Origin of the sequence: Streptomyces sp. NPDC057424, assembly GCF_042803315.1 — a bacterium.
In the GTDB taxonomy this organism is placed as follows: Bacteria; Actinomycetota; Actinomycetes; order Streptomycetales; family Streptomycetaceae; genus Streptomyces.
This window is the reverse complement of record NZ_JBHVCP010000034.1, coordinates 1-20266: the sequence shown is the minus strand read 5'-3', so window position 1 is coordinate 20266 and position 20266 is coordinate 1. Positions and strand designations below refer to the sequence as shown.

Below are 20266 nucleotides of genomic sequence, written 5' to 3'. Positions count from 1 at the left end.
GGACAGAACAGCGGCAGGACAGCCCAGCAGGGCGTCAGTCAGTGCCCGAGCCACGGCCACCGGAACCTGAGTATCAGCATCCATGTCAGTGCCCGCTGGCACGATGACGCCATGGTCCGCATGCTGGGCCCGTTCGCGCGGGCGGTGACGTACACGCGGTGGCTGCATCTCTGCATGGCCATCGTGTGGCCGGCAATGTGGCTGTTCGTCGACGAGGCGTGGTGGACCGTGGGCACGGCGACCGTGCTGCTCGGGCTCGCGGGCCTCGTCCCCGCCATGCGGGTCGTGGAGGGGTTCCAGGCGCGGCTGCTGCTGACCGGCCGTCGGAACGGCAGCGACCGCGCGGAGATCGTGCTCACGCCCTCGGCCACATGGGGCGACCGCGGGCGGCTGGTGGTGTGGCTCCAGGCGCGGCTGTTCCTCGGCACGGTGGCGTCGCACCTCTGCGTGCAGCTCCTCCTCCTCGCGGTGGACCTGGTGTCGACGGCGCTCGGCGGCGAGCGTGCCGGCGGTGCCTGGCTTTCCGTCGGGGGGCATCACCGGTGGCACGCCCTGCTCGCGCCCCTGCCCCTGGTCCTGGCGGCCGTCGTCGTGGTCGGTTCGGGGCACCTCATCACGGCGATCGCCCTGCGCCTGCTCGGCCCTTCACCCGCCGAGCGGCTCGCGGCACTGGAGGAGCGCACGGAACAGCTCCTGGAACGCACGCGGATCGCCCGCGAGTTGCACGACTCGATCGGTCACGCGCTCACGGTCGCCGTCGTGCAGGCGGGCGCCGCTCGGGCGGCGGGCGATCCGGCCTTCACCGATCGCGCCCTGGGCGCCATCGAGGAGGCCGGCCGGGCCGCCCTGGAGGACCTGGAGCGGGTGCTCGGTGTCCTGCGCGAGTCGGAGAAGCCGGTGAGCGGCAGACCGACCCTCGCGGACGCCGGCCGTCTGCTGGAGTCGGCCCGTGTCTCCGGGGCGAAGGTCGACGCCGAGGTGACCGGCCCGGTGGAGACGGTGCCCGGGCCGGTGTCCCGGGAGGGCTACCGCATCCTCCAGGAGTCGCTGACCAACGTGCTGCGGCACGCTGGGGCGGTCCCGGTGCGCGTCCGTGTGCACGTGGCCGAGGACACCCTCGTCCTCGCGATACGCAATCCGCTGCCCGGCGGGACACCCGGCTCCGGGCGCGGCAGCGGTCTGCGGGGAATACGGGAACGCGCGGCCCTGCTGGGCGGGCGGGCCCGGACCGGGCCCGCTGACGGCGACTGGCAGGTCCATGCGGAACTGCCGCTGAGTTGATCTACGCTGGCCGGATGCCGGTCACCGTTCTCCTCGTCGACGACGAACCCCTCGTGCGCGCGGGTCTGCGGGCCGTGCTGGAGGCGCAGCCCGACATCGAGGTCGTCGGGGAGGCCGCGGACGGGGCGGCGGTGATCCCGCTCGTGCGCCGGCTGCGGCCGGACGTGGTCGCCATGGACGTACGGATGCCGCTGCTGGACGGTATCGAGGCCACCCGGGCGCTGCTGCGGACGGTCGACGATCCGCCGCGGATCCTCGTGGTGACGACCTTCGAGAACGACGAGTACGTGTACGAGGCGCTGCGGGCCGGGGCGGACGGGTTCCTGCTCAAGCGGGCCCGGCCGGCCGAGATCGTGCACGCGGTGCGGCTGATCGCCGAGGGCGAGTCGCTGCTGTTCCCGGCCTCGGTGCGGCAACTCGCCGCCGAGTACGGCGACACCGGCGGGAACCGTGCGGCACGGGCCGTGCTGGAGCGGGCCCGGCTGACCGAGCGTGAGGCCGAGGTGCTGCGGCTGATGGCGCGGGGTCTGTCGAACGCGGAGATCGCCGCCCGGCTCGTCGTGGGGACCGAGACCGTGAAGTCGCACGTCAGCGCGGTGCTGGCGAAGTTGGGGGCGCGGGACCGCACCCAGGCGGTGATCGCTGCGTACGAGTCGGGGTTCGTGGCACCGGGCTGATCGGCGAAGGGCCGGTGCCCGCCCCTCGCCGGGGTGTGCCGGGTCGCAGTACGATCCGGCCAACACGCGCACGACCTGGGAGGACGGACGGTGGGGCGGCTGACCGGCGGGGACCCCTCGCTGCTGCGAAGGATCAACTCCGCGGTGGTGCTGCACGCGCTGCGTGCCACGGACTGCGCGACGCTCACCGAGATCACCCGGGTGACGGGGCTGTCCCGGCCGACCGTCGAAGGCGTCGTCGAAGGGCTCATCGAAGCCGGGCTGGCCGTCGAGCAGGCGGCCGAGGAGGGCGCTGCCCGGAGGCAGGGGCGCCCGGCGCGGCGGTTCAGGTTCCGGGCGGAGGCCGGGCACCTGCTGGGGCTGGAGATCGGGGCGCACCGGGTGGCCGCGCTGCTGTCCGACATGGACGGGCGGGTGATCGGCGCCCAGGCCAGGGAGGTGCCCGAGACGGCCGCGGCCGACGAGCGGCTGGAGCGGCTGCGCGGGGCGGTCTCCGAACTGCTGCGGCGGGCCGGGGTCGCTCGCGGGTCGCTGCGGGCCGTGGGCGTGGCGACGCCCGGGATCGTCGAGGCCGACGGCACGGTGCGGCTGGGCACGGCGCTGCCGGGGTGGACGGGGCTGCGGCTGGGCGAGCGGCTGGGCCGGTCGTTCAAGTGCCCGGTGCTGGTCGAGAACGACGCCAACGCGGCGGCGGTCGCCGAGCACTGGAAGGGCGCGGCCACCGAGTCGGACGACGTGGTGTTCGTGCTGGCGGGGCTCAGCCCGGGCGCCGGCGCGTTGATCGGGGGCCGGCTGCACCGCGGCTACGGCGGGGCGGCCGGCGAGATCGGCGCGCTCCATCTGCTGGGCCGGGAGGTGACGCCCGAGACGCTCCTGTCCACCACGCACGAACCCCTCCACCCCCTCGACGAGCAGGCGGTCGCCGGGGTCTTCGCGCGGGCACGCGAGGGCGACCAGGGGGCCCGCGCGGCCGTCGACCGCTTCATCCAGCGCCTGGTCCACGACGTGGCGGCCCTCGTCCTCGCCCTGGACCCGGAGTTGGTCGTCATCGGCGGCTGGGCGGCGGGGCTGGACGGCGTCCTGGCCCCCCTCCGCCATGAACTCGCCCGCTACTGCCTGCGCCCCCCGGAGGTGACCCTCTCCGCCCTCGGAGACGCGGCAGTGGCAACAGGCGCCCTGCGCCTGGCCCTGGACCACGTGGAGGAACAGCTCTTCGCGGTGGAGCAGCGCCCCCTCTAGGGGCGCGGGGCTGCGCTGATGTGCGGTTCCGCCGCGTGGGCGCGAAAAGCCACAGCGCGCCGGCAGCCCCCGCACTCCGCACCCCTACGGCGCCAGGCTCAGGACGCCTGCTTCTGAAGCCCGGCGTGGATCTCCACGCTCCCCGAGTCACCGAAGGTGAGTCGGCACGTGTCAGCGCGATACGTCGCCACCGACAACGCGGCCGTACGCCCCCCGGCGACGAACCGCGTGGTCACCACCAGCACCGGCGCCCCGGGCAGCCGGTCCAGCTCCTTGGCCTCGTCGGCCCCGGCGGAGCCGAGCTCCACCGCGTTCTCCTGCCGCTCCGGCTCCAGCCGCTGCAGCTCGTGCAGCACCGCACGCGCGCGGGCCGCTGCGGACGGCGCGTCGATACCGGAGAGCTCGGGCACCGAGGGCTGCGGGATGTAGAGCAGCTCCGCGGCCACCGGCCGGCCGTGGGAGACGCGGGAGCGCCGCACGATGTGCACGGACTCGTCGCGGCCGGTCTCCAGCGCGTCGGCGACGGCCGGCGGCGGCACGGCCGCGGTGCAGTCGGCGGGCTCCCAGGCGTCCTCGGGGCCGCCCGGCCAGGTGTGCGGGCCGGTGCCGAGGGAGACGCCCACGCGGGGCGGCGCGACGGTCGTTCCTACACCGCGGCGGCGCTGCAGCCTGCCTTCGAGTTCGAGCTGCTCCAGGGCTTGGCGGAGCGTGGCGCGGGCGACGCCGAAGCGGGCCGCGAGATCGCGCTCGTTGGGCAGGATCTCCCCCACCGAGAACTCCGAGTCGAGCGCTTGACTGAGCACGGTCTTGAGATGCCAGTACTTCGGTTCCTGCACCGATTCCAGCTGCGTGGTCCCCACCCTGTCCTCCGCAATCGCCGTGGTCGGCAGCGTTTCAGCGCCCTTGTTTATTAAAGGTTGTTGCACTTCTCTGCGACCATAGGGCGGCCCTGATCCTTGGTCAAGACCAATGGCCGGGAACGTTCACGGGCCGGTGCCACGAGGCCGCGGACCGCCCCCGGCGACGCGTCTAGGCGGCCAGCGACCGCAGCTTGTCGGGGTTGCGGACGACGTAGACCGCCTGCACGCGGCCGTCGGCCACGTCGAGCTGGAAGACGGAGTCGGGCTTGCCGTCGGACAGGATCAGCGCGGCCGGGCCGCCGTTGAGTTCCAGGAAACGCACGGACAGGCCCGGGAGGCCCTTCTGCGCCGCGCCGACGAGGAAGCGGACCACCTTGTCGGCGGTCTGCAGGACCCGCAGCGGCGCCCGCGACGTGCCGCCGCTGTCGCCGACGAGCCGGACCTCCGGGGCGAGCAGCGCCATCAGGCCCTCGAGGTCGCCCTCGGCCGCCGCGGTGAGGAACTTCTCGGTGAGGTCGCGGCGCTGGGCTGGGTCGACCTCGTAGCGGGGGGGGCGCCGCTCCTCGACGTGCTTGCGGGCCCGCCCGGCGAGCTGGCGCACCGCCGGTTCGCCCCGGTCGAGCATGGCGGCGATGTCGGCGTACGGGAAGCCGAAGGCCTCGCGCAGCACGAACACGGCCCGCTCCAGTGCCGACAGCGACTCCAGCACGACGAGGACGGCGAGGGAGACGGAGTCGGCGAGCACCTCCCGCTCGGCGGTGTCCGGCACGGTGTCGCCGAAGTCGGTGACGCAGGGCTCGGGCAGCCAGGGGCCGACGCAGGTCTCGCCGCGGGCCTTGATCTGGCGCAGCCGGTCGACAGCGAGGCGGGTGGTGATCCGTACGAGGTGGCCGCACGGTTGGCGCACGTCGCCGCGGTCGCCGCCGGACCAGCGCAGCAGGCCTCCTGGACCACGTCCTCCGCGTCGGCCACGCGTCCCCGCATGCGGTAGGCGACGCCCAGCAGGACGGGACGGTGTGCTTCGAAGACGTCGGTCGCGGTCTCGGCGGCCACGGCTCCATCCCAGCCCACCGATGCGGCCCTGTCCAGGCGGAATCACCCCTTCCCGGACAGAATGGCCGACAGGACGCCGGTCATCGGCGGCACGGCTGCGGAGGTGGCGATGCGGTACGCGGTGCTGGGTACGGGTCAGGTCGGGCGCACCCTCGGCGGACGGCTGGTGGAGCTGGGGCACGAGGTGCGGCTCGGGTCGCGCACCAGGGACAACACGGCCGCCGTGCAGTGGGCCGCCGCCGCGGGCCCCGGAGCGAGTGTGGGGACGTTCGCGGAGGCGGCGGAGTTCGGGGAGGTCGTGGTGAACGCGGTCGGCGGGCGCGTGGCGCTCGCCGCGCTGGAGGCGGCCGGGGCGGAGAACCTCGACGGGAAGGTCCTCGTGGACGTGTCCAACCCGCTGGCGTTCGAGGAGGACGAGCTGCGGCTGTCCCCCGTCGGGTCGGACAGTGTGGGCGAGCAGATCCAGCGGGCGTTTCCGCACGCGCGCGTGGTGAAGTCGCTCAACACGGTCAACTGCCGGGTGATGGTGGATCCGGCCGGCGTGCCGGGCGAGCACAACGTCTTCGTCTGCGGGGACGACCCGGGCGCCAAGGAGCAGGTGACGGCGCTGCTCGGGGAGTTCGGCTGGCCGGCGGACCGGGTGCTCGACCTCGGCGGAATCCGGGCGGCCCGGGCCGTGGAGATGTGGCTGCCCCTCTGGGCCGGCTTGTTCCGGAAGTTCGGGCACGGGGAGTTCAACCTGGAGGTGCGCCGGGCCCGATGAACGGCCGGCGGGAGGACGCGGCGACACACATGGGGCTACCGGCGGGTAGTAATTGCTGACAAGCTGTCTACAGCGTCCGTCAGCGAGTACAGCCGAGGAGCACCCCATGTCCGCCACCGTCTCCTTCAAAGTCGCCTCCGCGCAGGGCGAGCAGAGCGTGACCCTGTCCTACACCCGCCGGGGCAGCGGCGAACCGCTGCTCCTGCTGCACGGCATCGGCCACCACCGGCAGGCGTGGGAACCGGTGATCCCCGCGCTGGCGGCCGAACGCGACGTGATCGCCGTGGACCTGCCCGGCTGCGGTGAGTCTCCGGCACTCCCGGACGGCATGGCGCACGACCTGCCCACGATGAGCACGGTCCTGACGGCGCTCTTCGGGGCGCTGGAGATCGAACGGCCGCACGTGGCCGGCAACTCGCTGGGCGGCCTGCTGGCCCTGGACCTGGCCCGGGCGCAACGCGTCCGCTCCGTCACCGCCCTGTCCCCCGCCGGGTTCTGGAACGCGGCGGAGCGCCGCTACGCCTTCACCGTGCTGATGACGATGCGGCAGATCGCCCAGCGGATGCCGCTGCCCGTGGTCGAGCGGCTGGCCCGGCCGGCGATCGGCCGCACCCTGCTGACGAGCACCATCTACGCCCGCCCGGGCCGCCGTTCACCCGAGGCCGTGGTCGCCGAGACCCTCGCGCTCGCCCGGTCCCAGGGGTTCTCCGAGACCCTGCGCTCCGGCCGGACCGTGCAGTTCACCGACGACATCGTGGGCACGCCGGTCACCGTGGCGTGGGGCAGCCGGGACCGGCTGCTCATCCCCCGCCAGGGCGTGCGCGCCAAGGGCGTCATTCCCCGGGCCCGGCTGGTGCGACTGCCCGGCTGCGGCCATGTCCCGATGAACGACGACCCCGCGCTGGTGGCCCGGGTCGTCCTCGACGGCAGCCGCTGACCGGCACCGAGGGGCAGAGCCTCTAGGGTTGCCCCACATGAGGCCATCGCGGAGCGCCCGGGGCGGAGGTGCGGCGCCCGCCGCCTGGGAGCTGCTGCTCCCCGCCGCCTCGGCACCGGCACGCACGCGGGGCCGTTCCCTGCAGGAGGCGCTGCGCGAGGCGGTCCGCTCGGGCCGGCTCACGCCGGGCACCCGGCTGCCGTCGAGCCGGGATCTCGCGGCGGACCTGGGAGTGTCGCGCGGGCTGGTCACGGAGGCGTACGAGCAGCTGACGGCCGAGGGGTATCTGCGCAGTGGCCGGGGCGCCGGGACCTGGGTGGGCGCGGCCGTACGGGCCGCACAGCCGCCGGCGCACGACCTCGCTCCGCGCCCGCCCGGTGCCCGTGCGGACTTCGTGCCCGGGACGCCCGACCTGGCGCTGTTCCCGCGCGCGGCGTGGGCCGCGGCGCAGCGCGGTGTGCTGGCGGAACTGCCGCACCAGGAGCTGGGCTACCCCGATCCGCGCGGATTGCCGAGGCTGCGTACCGCGCTGGCCGAACTGCTCGTCCGGCGGAGGGGCGTGGTGGCCGACCCGGAGCGGATCGTGGTCGTCTCAGGGGTGGCCCAGGCGACGACCCTGCTCGGCTTCGCGCTCCACGCGCGCGGGGCGCGCACGGTCGGCGTGGAGGACCCGGGCAGTCCCCAGCACGACACGCTGTACGGCGCGGCCGGGGTCACCGCCGTGCCGCTGCCGGTGGACGACGAGGGAGTCGCCCTGGAGCCGCTGCGATCCTCGGGCGTACGGGCCGTGGTGACGACTCCGGCCCACCAGTTCCCCACCGGCATCGCCTACTCGGCCCGGCGTCGCGCCGAGTTGCTGGACTGGGCGCGGTCGGTGGACGGCATCGTCCTGGAGGACGACTACGACGGCGACTTCCGTTACGACCGTGCTCCCGTCGGCGCCCTCCAGGGCCTCGACCCGGACCATGTGGCCTACACGGGCTCGGTCAGCAAGTCCCTCGCGCCGGGCCTGCGGCTGGGCTGGGTGCTGGTGCCGGAGTCCTGGGCTGAGGAGGTCGTCGAACGCAAGCGCACGATGGATCTCGGCCACCCGGCCCTCGACCAGGCCCTGTTCGCCCGCTTCCTGGAGCGCGGCGACTACGACCGCCAGTTGCGCCGCTGCCAACGCGCCTACCGCGACCGGCGTGACGCGCTGGTCGACGCCCTGGACGCGCACTTGCCCGGTTCGCAGGTGTCCGGGATCGCCGCGGGCCTGCATGTGATCGCCACGCTGCCGGGACGGTACGGGCCGCAGGAGCGGTTCCTCACGCGCATGGCGGAGGCGGGGGTGGCGGTACGCCCGCTGTCGGCGTACGCCCACTCGCGTTCCGGGTCCGACGGGGCCGGGGAGGTGCAGCTCGTTCTGGGCTACGCCCATGTGCCACCCGCCCGGATCGCCGACGGTGTGCGTCTGATGGCGGAGGCTGCGGCCGGGTGAGCCGACCGGTTCGCAGGTTCCCTCACCCTGCGGTCAGTTGTTCACTTGGGGTTCGTGTGTGCGCCGCGGCGTGCCAGTAGGTGTGGCTCTGCACACTTGGCCGGATCCCGTCCCTGGAGGCGTATCCATGTCTCACCGTCCGTTGCCCGGGCGCCGTGGCGTCCTGCGTGGCTCCCTCGCCGCGTCGGCGGCCCTGTCCCTGTCCACCGTTCCCGGCGCGGCTCCCGCATTCGCGCGCTCGGGGCGCCCGACGGCGGGGTGGGGTGTGCAGGCGGGAGACGTGACCTGCGACTCCGGGCTGGTGTGGGTGCGCTCCGACCGGCCGGCCCGGATGATCGTCGAGACGTCGGCGACCGAGTCGTTCCGCAACCCGCACCGATGGCGCGGCCCGCTGCTGGGCCCGGGCACAGACTTCACCGGCACGACACGGCTGCGCGGCCTGCCGTCCGGCGAGCAGATCCACTACCGCGTGCTGCTCGCCGACCCGGACGACCCGCGCGGCACCGGCGAGCCGGTCACCGGCACCTTCCGCACGGTGTCCGCCAAGCGCCGCGACGGCGTGCGGTTCGTCTGGTCCGGCGACCTGGCCGGGCAGGGCTGGGGCATCAACCCGGAGTTCGGCGGCTACCGCATCTACGACGCCATGGGCGCCCTCGACCCGGACTTCTTCCTGTGCAGCGGCGACAACATCTACGCCGACGGCCCGATCACCGAGACCGTGGCCCTCCCCGACGGCCGGACCTGGCGGAACATCACGACCGAGGAGAAGGCGAAGGTCGCCGAGACGCTCACCGAGTTCCGGGGCAACTTCCGCTACAACCTGCTGGACGAGAACCTGCGCGCCTTCAACGCCCGGGTCCCGTCCATCGTCCAGTGGGACGACCACGAGGTCACCAACAACTGGTACCCGGGCGAGATCCTCAGCGACACCCGGTACACCGAGCAGCGCGTAGACGTGCTCGCCGCCCGCGCCCGGCAGGCCTTCTCCGAGTACTTCCCGATCTCCACGCTGCGCCGCCCCGACGGCCGGGTCTACCGCGTGCAGCACCACGGCCCGCTGCTGGACGTGTTCGTCCTGGACATGCGCACCTACCGCAACGCGAACTCGCCGGACAACCAGCCCACCGACGCGCAGGGCATCCTCGGCCGGGAGCAACTGGAGTGGCTCAAGCGCGAGCTGTCCCGCTCCCGTGCGGTGTGGAAGGTGATCGCCTCCGACATGCCGATCGGGCTGGTCGTCCCGGACGGTCAGAACATCGAGGCCGTCGCCCAGGGCGACCCCGGCAAGCCGCTCGGCCGTGAGCTGCAGATCGCCGAACTGCTGCGGTTCGTCAAGCACCGGCGGATCACGGGCACAGTGTGGCTGACGGCCGATGTGCACCACACGTCGGCGCAGCACTACCTGCCGTCGAAGGCCGCCTTCACCGACTTCGAGCCGTTCTGGGAGTTCGTCTCGGGCCCGCTCAACGCCGGTGCCTTCCCCGCGAACACGCTCGACGGAACCTTCGGCCCGGACCGCGTGTTCGTGAAGGCGCCGAAGACCGCCAACGTCTCCCCCGCGGGCGGCTACCAGTTCTTCGGCGAGGTCGACATCGACGGCCACAGCGGCGAGCTGACGGTGCGTCTGCGGGAACAGGACGGCACCGTGCTCTTCACACAGACGCTCCAGCCGGGCCTGGTCGGCCAGTAAGTACGGAGCGCAACGTTTGAAGCGTTGACAAAGGGGGCACACTTGCCTTTTTACCCGCCGGTCACCGTGCGTTCGCGATCACGCAACACCGTTCCGTCACACTGGGTGCATGACGCGAGAAGTGACCCGAGTGACGCACCCTGACGACAACTGCCGCCCCGCCGCCTCGTGGCAGCGGGTCGCGGCGGCGTTCCACGCCTGGCGGACACGACGCCAGGAACACGCACCACCGACGAGTGATACCGGGTCCCCGGCACCGGAACCGGTGCCGGGGGCGAACACGCTGTGGCGGATGCGGACCACGGTTCAGGACGAGCCGGGGTCACTGGCGGCGTTGTGCGTCGCCCTGGCCGGGCGGCGCGTCGACATCCTGAGCCTGCAGACGCACCCGCTGGCCGAAGGCACGGTCGACGAGTTCCTGCTGCGGGGCCCGGCCGGCCTGCCGGCGTCCGCGATCACCACGGCCGTCGAGTCGGCCGGAGGCGCCGACACCTGGATCGAGCGGGCCGACGCCCACGACCTGGTGGACGCGCCGACCCGGGTCCTCGGGCTCGCCGCCCGCACCGCCCTGGACGCTGCGGAACTGCCTTTGGCCCTAAGGCAGTTGCTGGGACGGTGCACGATCCGGTCCCGGCCCGCTCCGTTGGGAGGCCGGGCGCCGGGGGGCCTTGCGGTGGAGGGGGCTCTCGACGACACGGTGATGCGGCTGCGCGCCCCGGAAGGCGGAGTGATCACGGTGGAGCGGCCGTATCTGCCGTTCACGCCGACCGAGTTCGCCCGGGCCAGGGCACTGGTGGAACTGGACGCCCGGCTCGGTCCGCGCCTGCCGCACGCACGGGACGTGCTCACGCTCGCCGAGGGCGGCGACATCACCGTGCGGCGGGCCGACACCCGTGACCTGGCGGCGGCCCGGGCGATGCACGAGCGCTGCTCGGCGCGCACGTTGAAGCTGCGCTACCACGGGCCCGTCGGTGACGCCGACCGGTACCTCAACCACCTGCTCAGTCCCCGCTACGGCCGCACCCTGGCCGTGCAGACGGCCTCCGGCCGGATCGTCGGGCTGGGTCACCTCCTCTGGGACGGGGACGAGACGGAGGTCGCGCTGCTCGTCGAGGACACCTGGCAGCGGCGGGGCGTGGGGGCGGAGTTGCTGGCGCGGCTCGTGGCCATGGCCGTGGAGGCGGGTTGCTCCAGCGTGTACGCCGTGACGCAGGCGTCCAACACGGCCATGGTGGCCGCCATGCGCGGACTGGGACTTCCTCTCGACTACCAGGTCGAGGAGGGGACGCTGGTCATCGCGGCGCGGCTGGGTGAGCCCGTGGCGGCGGGTGCGGAGGAGTTCGGCAGCGCCTCCGCACCGTAGGGGCGTGCGTCAGTGGGCGGCTGCGGGTGCGCTGTGGCTTGACGCGCAGTTCCCCGCGCTCCTGAAGGGGCGCCGCAGCGCCTGGTCCAGATCCGACCACAGATCCTCGACGTCCTCGAGACCGACCGACATGCGCAGCAGCCGGTCGCTCACCCCGGCTCCCCTGCGGTCGTCCTCGTCGACGATGCGGTGGCTGATGGAGGCCGGGTGCTGGATCAGGGTGTCCACGCTGCCGAGGCTCACCGCCGGGGTGATCAGACGCACGCCGGCGATGACCTCGTGCGGGTCGCCGTGCACCTCGAAGGCGATCATGGCGCCGCCGATGCGCGGGTAGTGCACCCGTGCCACTCGGGGGTCGGCGGTCAGGCGGCGGACCAGTTCGGCGGCGGTGGCGGAGGCGGCCCGGACCCGGACGGGGAGGGTGGACAGGCCGCGCAGCAGCAGGTAGCCGGCCAGGGGGTGCAGGACGCCGCCCGTGGCGAAGCGCACCTGGCGCAGTCGGCCCGCGAACTCCTCGTCGCAGGCGACCACGCCGGCGAGGACGTCGCCGTGGCCGCCGAGGTACTTGGTGGCGCTGTGCAGGACCAGCCGGGCACCGTGCTCGGCGGGGCGCTGGAGGACGGGTGTGGCGAAGGTGTTGTCCACGAGCAGCGGTACCGAGCCGCAGGCGTGCGCCACGGCCCGCAGGTCGACCTCGGCGAGCGTGGGGTTGGCCGGGGACTCGACCATGACCAGGCCGGTGTCCGGACGCAGGGCGTCGGCGACACCGGCGGGGTCGGTCCAGGTCACCTCCGAGCCCAGCAGCCCGGCGGTCAGCAGGTGGTCGCTGCAGCCGTAGAGGGGGCGCACGGCGACGACGTGGCGCAGGCCCATCGAGGCGCGGGCGAGCAGGACGGCGCTCAGTGCGGCCATGCCGCTGGCGAAGGCGACCGCCGCTTCGGTGCCCTCCAGGCGGGCCAGGGCGGTCTCGAAGCGGGCGACGGTCGGGTTGCCGAGCCGCCCGTAGACGGGCGGGCCGTCCGGCTCGGCGCCGGTGGTGGCGAACGCGTCGATGCGGGCCGCCTCGCCGCGGCTGTCGTACGAGGGGTAGGTGGTGGACAGGTCGATCGGCGGGGCGTGCAGACCCTGCCGGGCGAGGTCGTCCCGACCGGCGTGCACGGCCTCGGTGGCGAGGGCTCGCGGTGCGGTGCGTATGTCGTCGTGGGCGCGCGTGCTCGTTGTGTCCATGTCCATGATGGGCAAGGGTGAACATCGAACGGGCTGCCGGGTGAGTACCCCGTGCTACGTTCGGCCGATGGCTGAATCTGTCGTACTGGATCCGGTGGATCTCCATCTGTTGCGGCTGTTGCAGAACGACGCCCGGGCGACGTACCGGGACCTCGCCGCGCAGGTCGGGGTGGCGCCGTCGACCTGTCTGGACCGGGTGACGCGGCTGCGCCGCTCGGGGGTGATCCTCGGGCACCGGCTGGAGCTGAATCCGGCCAAGCTGGGGCGGGGGCTGGAAGCCCTGCTGTCGGTGCAGGTCAGGCCGCACCGGCGGGAGCTGGTGGGGCCGTTCGTGGAACGGATCCGGGCCCTGCCGGAGTCGCGGACGGTCTTCCATCTGACCGGCCCCGACGACTACCTGGTCCATGTCGCGGTCGCCGACATGGCCGATCTGCAGCGGCTCGTGCTGGACGAGTTCACCGCACACCGGGAGGTGGCCCGGGTGGAGACCCGGCTGATCTTCCAGCAGTGGGAGTGCGGGCCGCTGCTGCCGCCTTCGCCCTCGGCTCAATCCGCGTGACGTGCGCGGCCCGTCGTACGAGGATGGCCGCATGTCTGAGATCAAGAGCCCGCTGCCCCGTGAAGTCGCCGACGCGTACGTCGACGAGCTCGTCGCCCTCGATCCGATCACCGGCACGTACCTCGGCGACAAGGAGAGTTCGAGCAGGCTGCCCGACACCTCGCCCGCGGGGCAGGAGGCACTCGCGGAGCTGGCGCGCCGGACGCTGGCCCGGCTGGACGAGGCCGAACGGCTGCCCGGCGCGGACAGTGACATCGAACGCCGGTGCGCGCGGCTGCTGCGCGAGCGGCTGGGCGCCGAACTCGCGGTGCACGAGGCCGACGAGAGCCTGCGGTCCGTCAGCAACCTGAGCTCCATCGCCCATGCGGTGCGGCAGGTGTTCACCGTGACGCCGGCGCAGACGGAGGAGGACTGGACGGCGGTCGCCGAGCGGCTGCGCGCGGTCCCGGCCGCGCTGGAGGGCTACCGGGAGTCCCTCGCGCTCGGACTGGAGCGCAAGCTGTACGGCGGGCCCCGCGCCACGGCCACGTTCGTGCAGCAGCTCGGCGAATGGGCCGACGCCGACGGCGAGGGCCACGGCTGGTTCGAGCAGTACGCGGCCGCCGGCCCCGACTCCCTGCGGTCCGAGCTGGACTCCGCCGCCCGCTCGGCCACCGAGGCCGTCGTCCGGCTGCACGACTGGATGCGGGACGTGTACGCCCCGGCGATCGAGGGCGCGCCGGACGTGGTGGGCCGGGAGCGGTACGCGCGCTGGGTGCGCTACTTCAACGGAACGGACCTCGACCTGGACGAGGCGTACGCCTACGGCTGGTCCGAGTACCACCGCCTCCTCGGCGAGATGAAGAGCGAGGCCGAGAAGATCCTGCCGGGCGCCGGCACGCCGTGGGAGGCGCTGGCCCACCTCGACGAGCAGGGCACGCACATCGAGGGGGTCGACGAGGTCCGCGACTGGCTGCAGGGCCTCATGGACGAGGCGATCAAGGCGCTGGACGGCACCCACTTCGACCTGGCCGAGCGGGTGCGCCGGGTGGAGTCGCGCATCGCCCCTCCGGGCAGCGCCGCGGCCCCCTACTACACGCCGCCGTCGGACGACTTCTCCCGCCCGGGCTGCACCTGGCTGCCCACCATGGGCGAGACGCGCTTCCCGGTCTACGACCTGGTGTCGACCTGGTACCACGAGGGCGTGCCGGGCCATCACCTCCAGCTGGCCCAGTGGAAGCACGTGGCGGAGAACCTCTCCCGCTACCAGGCGAGCGTCGGCATGGTGAGCGCCAACGCGGAGGGCTGGGCGCTGTACGCGGAGCGGTTGATGGACGAACTGGGCTTCCTGACCGACCCGGAGCGCCGGCTCGGCTACCTGGACGCGCAGATGATGCGGGCCGTGCGCGTCATCATCGACATCGGCATGCACCTGGAGCTGACGATCCCGGACGACTCGCCCTTCCACCCCGGCGAGCGCTGGACGGCCGAGCTGGCGCAGGAGTTCTTCGGCTCGCACAGCAGCCGTCCGGCGGACTTCGTGGAGAGCGAGCTGACCCGCTACCTGTCCATGCCGGGCCAGGCCATCGGCTACAAGCTCGGCGAGCGGGCCTGGCTGCTGGGCCGCGAGAACGCCCGCGAGCGGCACGGCGACGCCTTCGACCCGAAGGCCTGGCACATGGCCGCACTGTCGCAGGGGTCCCTCGGACTGGACGATCTGGTGGACGAGTTGTCCGCCCTCTGATCAGCGCCGGAATCCGCCCTCGGAGCTGATGACCTCACCGGTGATCCGGCCCGCCCCGTCGGTCGCGAACCAGGCGACGGGGCGGGCCGGGTCGTCGGGCATGCCCCACCGGCCCGAGGGGAAGCGGGCCGCGACGGCGTCGTAGTGCTCGCCGGTCAGGTAATCCGTGTCGACGGGGCCCGGGTTGACGGTGTTGACCGTGATGCCCCGCTCGGAGAGCGTCGTCGACGGGGAGCGGGTGATCGAGGCGAGGGCGCCCTTCTGGAGGGCGTAGGCGATCTAGCCGGGCATGCCGCCCGCGATGTCCTGACCCGAGGCCATCATCATCACGCGGCCTCCGGGGCCGGGCGGCCTCAATCGGGCGTGCGCCTGGACGAGCAGCAGGACCGCGCGTGTGTCGACCGACCAGTGCCGGTCGAGCATCGCCGCGTCGATCTCGTCCAGCGAGCCGTCGAACCCGCTCTGCGCGTGGTTGGCGACTAGTGCCGCGACGTCCGCCGAGGGCGTCGGCCGCCCTGCCGACGAGTTCGGCGGGTACGGCCGGGTCGGCCAGGTCGCCGGGGCCCGCGACGATCCGGACCGCCGGCCGCGTCGCGGACGGACGCGAGGACGTCCTCGGGGCGGTCCGCGCCCCAGGGCTGTTCGGCGTCGCGCGGGACGTGGTGGTGCAGTTGGACGCTCGCGCCGTACGCGGCCAGACGGCGGGCCACGGCGTGTCCGATGCCGCCGCGGCGGCTGGCGCCGGTGACGAGCGCGGTACGGCCGCGCAGCGGCATGGGGTCGCGGCGCAGTTCCTCGGGGGCGGGGTGGCGAAGGCGGGGCATGGGCTCATGGTGATCGGAAACGGCCGGTCGGCGCACGCTCTTCTCCCGGCCGGCAAGGGGCGTGCTGCCCTACCTCCGCGCGAGCAACCGGAGCCGGACCAGGCCGAGCCAGGTCTCCGGACCCGGCTGGGCCGTTGCCGCACGGACCGCGTACCTGCCCGGCTCCAGCACGACCCGCATCTGGTCGGACCCCGAGGGGTCCGTGCCGGGCCAGGCGGCGTCGAAGAGCAGGACCGCGCCCGGGACGTCCCAGTACACCTCCGGCTCCCAGTGCGCGGCGTCGACGGCCGACTCCACGCTCGCCAGCAGTTCCTCCTCGGAGTCGCCGGCCCGCCACCGCACGAACACGCCGTGGCCGGGCAGGTAGGCGGTCGCGGCGGGTTCGTCCCCCAGGACCAGCGCGGTGGAGTCGCCGACCGGGAGGAGGCCGACGTGGCCGTCCACCTCGCAGGCCCGGTCGTAGTCCGAGGCCGTCTCCTCGCCGTCGGCGCCCGCCCAGAACGGCAGGACGGTCTCCGGTACCGCTATCAGCGGCCCGCCGCCCGACTCCACCCACTGCACCGCGCCCGGCTCCGCGTATCGCACCATGGCGCAAGAACCTACAGGGTCAACTCGCTTCACAGGAGCAGGGGTTCAGCAGCCGCAGTCACCGGCGCCCACGGGGGCCGACAGGGATCGGGGTCGGCGAGGGCGAGGGCCGCGGGCTGTGAACGGCTCGCATGTCTCAGAGCCCCTCCTGCCTGGCCGGTCCGAGGATGCGGGGGCGGGAGCGAGTCAGACCGCCGCCGCGGAACCCGGGCCGGACTCGTGTCAGGACGAAGATCGCCCCAGCGCAGCCTGCCCGCCGTCCCCACAGCCACGGCAGTGTCGGTCGTGCTGGCGGCGGTGCTTCACCTGTCGGCCGGTGGGACGGGCTCAGCACGCCCGGAGGTATGGCCGGCCCTGATGCCGACTCCCTCCGCGAGGGCACACCGACTGCGCGTCGCGCTCCGCCACGCCGGAGAGTGGTTCCCGCACGTTGTGGCCCGTCCGCCCTCGTCGGTAGTCGCAGAGATGAAGAACCGCCGACGGCCCGGCCCGCGGGGACTCTTCACCTCAGTTCCGTGAAACCGGTGTCGTGGGTTACGGGGCAGAGACCCTGTCGCTGCCGTCCCGGTGCTCAGACACGTGCAAGGAGAACAAGGCGTGCGCCCCCTCCACCAAGACCTTTACCTCCACATCGCCCGGCGAGTCACCGGCTATGAGCGGCACGTCCGTGGTGCCTGTCCCGTCCGAAGCCGTCGTCACCCGGACGGGGGAGCCACCGTGGAAGTCGGTCCCGGTTCCTTCGGGATCGTCGACGAAGAAGCTCACCATCCGGCCTCCGACGGGTTCGCCGTCGGCGGCAGCCATGACGGCGAGAGGAGCGAACTCCGTCTCCGGCTCCACTCGTTGGCCATCACCCGTGACCAATGTCAACGCAACCATCCTCGATCTCCTCTGCTTTCGATGACGCCGCCCCTGTCGTACGTCGGGGCCTGCGGGCGGATCGGGACGAACGCCCAGCTTCCGACAGCCACCACCGACCCGGTGGTCACTGTCCTCAGAGCCCTCGCAGTGGCACGCGGCGGGCCCAGGGCACTCTTGATTCCGACGGCGTCCGCTACACGCCACGGACGCAGTGGCTCCACACGACGGGACCACTCACCGGCGTGACGTCAGGAGCCGCTGCTCGACACGTCGCCGGAATCGGTGAGCCGGCCGAGCCGCGATGCCTGGAACAAAGGGTGCGGAACCCGCGAGGTGCCCAAGGCCCACAGCCCGGCCGGCCGACCGCTACAACGGTCCACCCACAGGTCCCCTGCTCCGGCGGCGGTAAACAGGGATGGCGGCGAGAGACCCCGGTCGGCCCAACGGATCCTGACCTGCTCGTCGTACAGGGGCCGAACGGCCCGCGGACGCCGCCGAGCGAGGGCGGGCACGCTGTGTCGATACCGGTCCGGCGTTTGTCTACGTCGCCGGTGGTCACGATCCCATCGCGGATCTCGCGGAGTTCCCGTCCGCCATCGGGCACTCATGCCCCCGAACCCGCGTCCGCCGCCGGTGACCGGCGCCGGACGCGGACATGGCTGAGAAAAGGCGGGGAAGGCCGGGTATGCCCCCCCCGAAGAGGGGAACCGGGGAGGACGAAGCGCCGGGCCATCCGGCCCGGGCCGCACATCCCCTGTTGTGACGTCCGAGGGAGGCGACGTGGAATCCGGCGACATCCCCGTCCTGACGAAGATCTCCGAATCCCGCCAGGCGATCACCGCCGCCGACGAAGATGTCCGGGGCCGGAAGGTGACGGACCGTTCGGGCAACGAACTCGGCAAGGTCGGTGACCTGCTCGTCGACGAGGAAGAGCGCAGGGTCCGCTTCCTCCTCGTGGAACACGGAGGGTTCCTCGGCATCGGTGAGAAGAAGAGCTACATCCCGGTCGACGCCGTGGCCGACGTGACCGAGGACCGGGTGCGCATCGACCGGACCCGGGACCAGGTGGTCGACGCGCCCGAGTACGACCCGGAGCTGGTGGACCGCACCGAGTTCTACGACCGCGTCTACCAGCATTACGGCTACGCCCCGTTCTGGGGGTCCGGCTACGTGTATCCGCCGTTTCCCCGGCTGCCCGGCCAGCCGTGATGTCCCCGGCCGTCCGGCGGGACAGCGGATCGCGCGCTCAGGCCGCTCCGCGGCATGGGCGGGACATGCATCTGCTGCGAACGGGCGTCGTGAGCGTGAGTGTCCTTCTGGCGGCCGTGGCATGTAGGGAAGGCGCCGCCGGGCGGTCGGCGCCGACGGCGTCCGCCGCCTCGTCCGCCACTTCTGCTTCGAAGCCGGCGGCGGCACCCGCCAGGAGAGACGGCACCACCCCGTCCGCCTCGTCTACCACGCCGCCCTCCCGATGCACCGGTGGCCGGCTGAGCCTGTCCCTCGGCCGGGTCTCGCCGGGCGCGGGCAACCGCTACGTCCCCCTGGTCTTCACGAACACGGGCACGGAATCCTGTTCACTGAACGGCTATCCCGGCGTCACCCTGCTCGACTCCGCCGGCGACCGCATCGGCGAACCCGCCCAGCGCCAAGGCCCCGACGCCCCGACCGTGACTCTGGAACCCGGCGGCAGCGCCTACGCCGCCCTCCACACCGTCGTCGAGGGCGTGACGGACAAGCCCTGTTCGCCTCGCGCCGCACAGGTCCAGGCCTACCCGCCGGGATCGACCTGGGCCTTGCGGACACCAGCGAACTCGTTCCGGGTCTGCGGTGACATCTTCGAGGTCAGTGCGGTCAAGCCGGGCAGGCACCCCTGACCCGGAATCACACCGGCGACTTTGGCCGTTGCGCCCGGTCAACGGGATTCCTGCGCCTCGACACCCTTCCCGGTCCCGTGCCCGGCCCGGGCGAACGTCCGCGACTTCCTCGTCCGGGCAGCCCGACGCGGCTACGCACGAAAGCTCCTCGTCCCCCACCGAGGAAGGCCGGATCCTGCCGGCGTCGACGAAGACGTCCACTGGGACGTCCTCCAGCACTGCCTGCACGACGACCAGCTGCAACCCGACGTCAGGGTCGCGGTCGCGCCGGTCCACCTCTATGTCGAGCCGCTGAGCCGGATCGTCTCTCACCAGTAGCGACATCCGACCTCGTCCCACGGGCAACCGACTCGTCCTCGGCCGCCGGTCCCGCACTCTGCCCCACCGCTCGGGACCTGGCACGTCACTCGGGCTCCGGGCATATCGCACGCTCTGTATGACACTCCCCGCCAATTCGCCGTCGCCCCCGTGCGCACACCGGCTACTCCGCCTGCCCGGTGTCGCGTCGGGCCGCCGGGCGGGTGTGGACGTACAGTTCGCGGCGGTCGCCGACGTCGAGGTGCTTGGGCATCGGGAGCTCGTAGCGCACCGGGCGGTGGTGGTCGGCCAGTTGCCGGGCGGGGTTGTAGACGCGGTTGAACTTCCACAGCATGCGGGCGAAGTTGGTCTGTCCGCGGGCGAGGTTGCCGCCCAGGACGCGCAGGGCGCCCATCGCGGTGCGCAGGCCGAGGTGTTTGCGGTTGATGACCGCCTGGGTCCTGACCAGCTCGCGGTAGAAGACGTCCAGGGGCAGAGTGGTGGGCACCACGGCGTGCTGGATGTCGAAGAGCCGGTAGTCGCGGGTGGTGAGCCTGCGGGATTCGGTGTGCCAGATCTCCGTTCCGGGGTAGGGCGTCATCACCGTCAGGTGCACGATCTCCGGGACGCTGAGGGCGAACTCCCGCACGACACGGAAGCGCTCCTCGTCCCACGCCGGATCGACGATGAGGTTGATCGCCACGTTGATCCCGAGCCGGCGTGCCACCTCCAGGGCGCGGAAGTTGTCGTCGGGGCTGACGCGCTTGCGGTACAGGTCCAGTCCCTCGGCGTCGATGGCCTCCATGCCGAGGAACATGTACTTCAGGCCGAGCCGGGTCCAGCGCTGGAAGACCTCTTCGTTGCGCAGCAGCACGTCGCTGCGGGTCTCCAGGTAGTAGTGCTTGCGGATCCTGCGGCGTTCCAGTTCGGCGGCGATGGCGTGGCCGTGCTCGGGCCGGATGAAGGCGACGTC

17 protein-coding genes and 2 pseudogenes are annotated in these 20266 nt (G+C 72.9%); 12 read left to right on the top strand and 7 right to left on the bottom strand.

The annotated features are described in order from the left end of the window. Positions 1-111 precede the first annotated feature (111 nt). The 3 genes from ACFU3E_RS24590 to ACFU3E_RS24580 all read left to right on the top strand — a co-directional run bounded on the left by ACFU3E_RS24590 (position 112) and on the right by ACFU3E_RS24580 (position 3197). Entirely contained in the window at positions 112-1281 is a 1170-nt protein-coding gene (locus tag ACFU3E_RS24590; RefSeq protein WP_384162056.1) for a sensor histidine kinase, read from the top strand. Between the two features lie 14 nt (positions 1282-1295). Continuing rightward, on the top strand, positions 1296-1958 hold the full coding sequence (locus ACFU3E_RS24585; protein ID WP_361113689.1) for a response regulator transcription factor: 663 nt from the start codon (positions 1296-1298) through the stop codon (positions 1956-1958). A gap of 90 nt (positions 1959-2048) precedes the next feature. Continuing rightward, the gene (locus ACFU3E_RS24580) at positions 2049-3197 is read left to right on the top strand and encodes an ROK family transcriptional regulator (protein ID WP_384162052.1); all 1149 of its coding nucleotides are present in this window, start codon (positions 2049-2051) and stop codon (positions 3195-3197) included. Positions 3198-3295: 98 nt separating this feature from the next. Here the strand turns inward: ACFU3E_RS24580 and ACFU3E_RS24575 are convergent, their stop codons facing one another. Then, the gene (locus tag ACFU3E_RS24575; protein ID WP_384162049.1) at positions 3296-4057 is read right to left on the bottom strand and encodes a GntR family transcriptional regulator; all 762 of its coding nucleotides are present in this window, start codon (positions 4055-4057) and stop codon (positions 3296-3298) included. A gap of 169 nt (positions 4058-4226) precedes the next feature. Next, positions 4227-5110, bottom strand: a pseudogene (sigJ, locus tag ACFU3E_RS24570) (RNA polymerase sigma factor SigJ). 109 nt (positions 5111-5219) lie between these two features. Here sigJ and ACFU3E_RS24565 point away from each other — a divergent pair. The 5 genes from ACFU3E_RS24565 to ACFU3E_RS24545 all read left to right on the top strand — a co-directional run bounded on the left by ACFU3E_RS24565 (position 5220) and on the right by ACFU3E_RS24545 (position 11340). Continuing rightward, on the top strand, positions 5220-5873 hold the full coding sequence (locus ACFU3E_RS24565) for an NADPH-dependent F420 reductase (protein WP_384162249.1): 654 nt from the start codon (positions 5220-5222) through the stop codon (positions 5871-5873). Between the two features lie 106 nt (positions 5874-5979). Next, entirely contained in the window at positions 5980-6810 is an 831-nt protein-coding gene (locus tag ACFU3E_RS24560; RefSeq protein WP_384162046.1) for an alpha/beta fold hydrolase, read from the top strand. Positions 6811-6847: 37 nt separating this feature from the next. Continuing rightward, positions 6848-8287: a PLP-dependent aminotransferase family protein gene (locus tag ACFU3E_RS24555; RefSeq protein WP_384162043.1), complete on the top strand. Its 1440-nt coding sequence runs from the start codon at positions 6848-6850 to the stop codon at positions 8285-8287. A 127-nt stretch (positions 8288-8414) separates the two neighbouring features. Beyond that, positions 8415-9977, top strand: a complete 1563-nt coding sequence (locus ACFU3E_RS24550; RefSeq protein ID WP_384162040.1) for an alkaline phosphatase D family protein — start codon at positions 8415-8417, stop codon at positions 9975-9977. Positions 9978-10086: 109 nt separating this feature from the next. Beyond that, entirely contained in the window at positions 10087-11340 is a 1254-nt protein-coding gene (locus tag ACFU3E_RS24545) for a GNAT family N-acetyltransferase (RefSeq protein ID WP_384162037.1), read from the top strand. A gap of 9 nt (positions 11341-11349) precedes the next feature. Here the strand turns inward: ACFU3E_RS24545 and ACFU3E_RS24540 are convergent, their stop codons facing one another. Further along, on the bottom strand, positions 11350-12567 hold the full coding sequence (locus ACFU3E_RS24540) for a trans-sulfuration enzyme family protein (RefSeq protein ID WP_384162246.1): 1218 nt from the start codon (positions 12565-12567) through the stop codon (positions 11350-11352). A 67-nt stretch (positions 12568-12634) separates the two neighbouring features. Between ACFU3E_RS24540 and ACFU3E_RS24535 the strand changes: the two genes are divergently transcribed. Continuing rightward, positions 12635-13126 carry an Lrp/AsnC family transcriptional regulator gene (locus tag ACFU3E_RS24535; protein WP_384162034.1) on the top strand — a complete coding sequence of 164 codons (492 nt, stop codon included), beginning with the start codon at positions 12635-12637 and terminating at the stop codon, positions 13124-13126. Positions 13127-13157: 31 nt separating this feature from the next. Next, positions 13158-14849, top strand: coding sequence for a DUF885 domain-containing protein (locus ACFU3E_RS24530; RefSeq protein WP_384162031.1), 1692 nt, complete (start codon positions 13158-13160; stop codon positions 14847-14849). Here the strand turns inward: ACFU3E_RS24530 and ACFU3E_RS24525 are convergent. The 3 genes and pseudogenes from ACFU3E_RS24525 to ACFU3E_RS24515 form a co-directional block, all read right to left on the bottom strand. Next, positions 14850-15673 (bottom strand): annotated as a pseudogene (locus ACFU3E_RS24525) (SDR family oxidoreductase). Positions 15674-15742: 69 nt separating this feature from the next. Further along, positions 15743-16261 (bottom strand): immunity 21 family protein, encoded by a 519-nt coding sequence (locus ACFU3E_RS24520; RefSeq protein WP_384162028.1) that lies wholly within the window; start codon positions 16259-16261, stop codon positions 15743-15745. A 534-nt stretch (positions 16262-16795) separates the two neighbouring features. Then, complete coding sequence (locus ACFU3E_RS24515) at positions 16796-17140, bottom strand: hypothetical protein (RefSeq protein WP_384162025.1); 345 nt, start codon at positions 17138-17140, stop codon at positions 16796-16798. A gap of 762 nt (positions 17141-17902) precedes the next feature. Between ACFU3E_RS24515 and ACFU3E_RS24510 the strand changes: the two genes are divergently transcribed. Together ACFU3E_RS24510 and ACFU3E_RS24505 are read left to right on the top strand one after the other, a co-directional pair. Then, the gene (locus ACFU3E_RS24510) at positions 17903-18331 is read left to right on the top strand and encodes a PRC-barrel domain-containing protein (RefSeq protein ID WP_384162022.1); all 429 of its coding nucleotides are present in this window, start codon (positions 17903-17905) and stop codon (positions 18329-18331) included. A gap of 95 nt (positions 18332-18426) precedes the next feature. Further along, on the top strand, positions 18427-18996 hold the full coding sequence (locus ACFU3E_RS24505; protein ID WP_384162019.1) for a DUF4232 domain-containing protein: 570 nt from the start codon (positions 18427-18429) through the stop codon (positions 18994-18996). A gap of 481 nt (positions 18997-19477) precedes the next feature. On the opposite strand, the gene ACFU3E_RS24500 is transcribed toward ACFU3E_RS24505, so the two are convergent. Next, positions 19478-20266 (bottom strand): radical SAM protein (locus tag ACFU3E_RS24500; protein WP_384162016.1); only part of this gene is annotated, 789 nt, incomplete at its 5' end.

Excerpts from the sequence above, each read along its gene's own strand:
- ACFU3E_RS24590 (WP_384162056.1), top strand. The coding sequence starts at position 112 with ATGGTCCGCATGCTGGGCCCGTTCGCGCGGGCGGTGACGTACACGCGG.
- ACFU3E_RS24585 (WP_361113689.1), top strand. The coding sequence starts at position 1,296 with ATGCCGGTCACCGTTCTCCTCGTCGACGACGAACCCCTCGTGCGCGCG.
- ACFU3E_RS24565 (WP_384162249.1), top strand. The coding sequence starts at position 5,220 with ATGCGGTACGCGGTGCTGGGTACGGGTCAGGTCGGGCGCACCCTCGGC.
- ACFU3E_RS24560 (WP_384162046.1), top strand. The coding sequence starts at position 5,980 with ATGTCCGCCACCGTCTCCTTCAAAGTCGCCTCCGCGCAGGGCGAGCAG.
- ACFU3E_RS24555 (WP_384162043.1), top strand. The coding sequence starts at position 6,848 with ATGAGGCCATCGCGGAGCGCCCGGGGCGGAGGTGCGGCGCCCGCCGCC.
- ACFU3E_RS24550 (WP_384162040.1), top strand. The coding sequence starts at position 8,415 with ATGTCTCACCGTCCGTTGCCCGGGCGCCGTGGCGTCCTGCGTGGCTCC.
- ACFU3E_RS24545 (WP_384162037.1), top strand. The coding sequence starts at position 10,087 with ATGACGCGAGAAGTGACCCGAGTGACGCACCCTGACGACAACTGCCGC.
- ACFU3E_RS24540 (WP_384162246.1), bottom strand. The coding sequence starts at position 12,567 with ATGGACACAACGAGCACGCGCGCCCACGACGACATACGCACCGCACCG.
- ACFU3E_RS24535 (WP_384162034.1), top strand. The coding sequence starts at position 12,635 with ATGGCTGAATCTGTCGTACTGGATCCGGTGGATCTCCATCTGTTGCGG.
- ACFU3E_RS24530 (WP_384162031.1), top strand. The coding sequence starts at position 13,158 with ATGTCTGAGATCAAGAGCCCGCTGCCCCGTGAAGTCGCCGACGCGTAC.
- ACFU3E_RS24520 (WP_384162028.1), bottom strand. The coding sequence starts at position 16,261 with ATGGTGCGATACGCGGAGCCGGGCGCGGTGCAGTGGGTGGAGTCGGGC.
- ACFU3E_RS24515 (WP_384162025.1), bottom strand. The coding sequence starts at position 17,140 with ATGGTTGCGTTGACATTGGTCACGGGTGATGGCCAACGAGTGGAGCCG.